A 1,946-nucleotide genomic window follows, 5' to 3' on the forward strand; every position below is an offset into this window, starting at 1 on the left:
CAGCGCCTCGCCGAGCGCGCGGCGGCGCGCGGCGTCGCTGTCGGCGGGGGACTGGATCCGCGCCTGGCCGCTGGCCTCGACGATGCGGACCTCCTGCGCGCGGGCCGTGACCGGCACGAGCAGCAGGGCGGCCAGGATGGCCATGACCCCGAGGAGGGGCACCGACGGGCGCATCATGGCTTACATCCGCCGCTGCGCGGCGCGCAGGATGTAGCGCACCGTATCGGTGCTGAGTTCCAGCACCACCTCGAAACTGTCGCCGTCGCGCGGCGTGATCGAGACGGTCCGCGCGCCGCGGATCTCGCCTGCGACCAGCGCCTCGATGCTGTCATCGCCCAGCACGGCGTCCCGCAGCATGGACCGGCTGTCGATGCGGACCCCGTGGACCTGTTCCGTCAGGTCGCGGAACGCCTCCATCCGCGCGGCGCGGATCGCCATGAGGCGGCGCTCGTTGGCGGTCGATCCGGGCTGGCCCGAGACCTGGCCGTAGCCGCGCCCGACCAGACGGACCGGCAGGACCAGCGACGTGTCGGGGGGGCTGTCGGGGGTGTGCGCCGCGCGTGTGGCGCCCGCGGCTTCGGGCATCCGCCCGAGGTCATCGGCAAGCTGCGCCACCGCGACGGTCTCGGGGGCGGCATCGTGCGGCAAGTCCGCAAGCGGCCCCTGCGCGCCGACGCAGGCCGACACGGCAAGGGCCGCGGCAAGCGGAAGGACGGGGAAGAGCGGGCGGTTCAGGCAAAGGGTCATGGGCGTCTCCGGTTCCGTGCGGACATGGGTCGGGCGACAGGCTGCAATCGCCGTGCCATGCGGGCGCGGGCCGTCGGCAAAAAGCCGTGGGCCGCGCGGGGCGTCTGGCACGCGGTTTGCACAACCGAGGCGACCCCGCCGGCGCTCAGCCGGTCCCACCAGAGAGTGCCGCCCAGATGTCCAGCCCTGCCGACGCCCCCTTGGCCCGACGCTTCGGTCTGCCCGGTCAGATCGGCGGCACGCTGCTGCCGGTGGGCATCCTTGCGTTGGTGGCGATGATGGTGCTGCCGCTGCCGGTGGTGCTGCTGGACATCTTCTTCGTCCTCAACATCCTGTTGTCGCTGCTGATCCTGATGGTGGCGCTGCACAGTTTCCGCCCGCTGGATTTCTCCAGCTTCCCCAGCCTCCTGCTGATCGCCACGACCTTCCGGCTGGCGCTCAACGTGGCCTCGACCCGGATCGTCCTGACCGAGGGCCACACCGGCCCCGGTGCCGCCGGACAGGTCATCGAAGCCTTCGGCGCCTTCGTCATCGCGGGGAATTTCGCGGTGGGGATCGTGGTCTTCATCATCCTCGTGATCATCAACCTTGTCGTGATCACCAAGGGTGCAGGCCGCGTCTCGGAGGTGTCGGCGCGCTTCACGCTCGATGCGATGCCGGGCAAGCAGATGGCCATCGACGCCGATCTGAACTCGGGCAACCTGACCCCCGAGGAGGCCCGCGCCCGCCGCGCCGAGATCGCCGAGGAGGCGGATTTCTACGGCGCGATGGACGGTGCCTCCAAGTTCGTGAAGGGCGATGCGGTCGCCGGTATCCTGATCCTCGCGGCCAATATCATCGGCGGCATCATCATCGGCACCAGCCAGTTCGGCCTGACCCTCGGCACGGCGGCGGAAACCTACGTTCTGCTGTCCATCGGCGACGGCCTGGTGGCGCAGATCCCGTCGCTGCTCTTGTCCATCGCCACGGCGATCATCGTCACCCGCGTGTCCTCGGACACGGATTTCGCGGGCCATATCGGCAAGCAGATCGGCCTGCCGCGCGCATGGATGCCGGTTGCCGCGGTGCTGGCGATCATCGGCCTTGTGCCGGGGATGCCCACGCTCCTGTTCCTCGGCTTTGCCGCGGCGGCGGGGGCCGCGGGCTGGGTGCTTGGCCGCGCGGGCGATGACGACGCGCAGGGCGCGGCGCGCGCCGGC

The 1,946-nt window shown here is 70.9% G+C and carries 2 protein-coding genes; one reads left to right on the forward strand and one right to left on the reverse strand.

The features are described 5' to 3' along the window. Positions 1-180 precede the first annotated feature (180 nt). Positions 181-747, reverse strand: a complete 567-nt coding sequence (locus QQK83_RS19215; protein ID WP_284267044.1) for an LPP20 family lipoprotein — start codon at positions 745-747, stop codon at positions 181-183. A 176-nt stretch (positions 748-923) separates the two neighbouring features. Here QQK83_RS19215 and QQK83_RS19220 point away from each other — a divergent pair. Continuing rightward, positions 924-1,946, forward strand: a 1,023-nt coding sequence (locus QQK83_RS19220; RefSeq protein WP_284267046.1) for an FHIPEP family type III secretion protein, incomplete at its 3' end; no start/stop codon positions are given.

The organism is Roseicyclus amphidinii, from assembly GCF_030163755.1.
Lineage (GTDB): Bacteria > Pseudomonadota > Alphaproteobacteria > Rhodobacterales > Rhodobacteraceae > Roseicyclus > Roseicyclus amphidinii.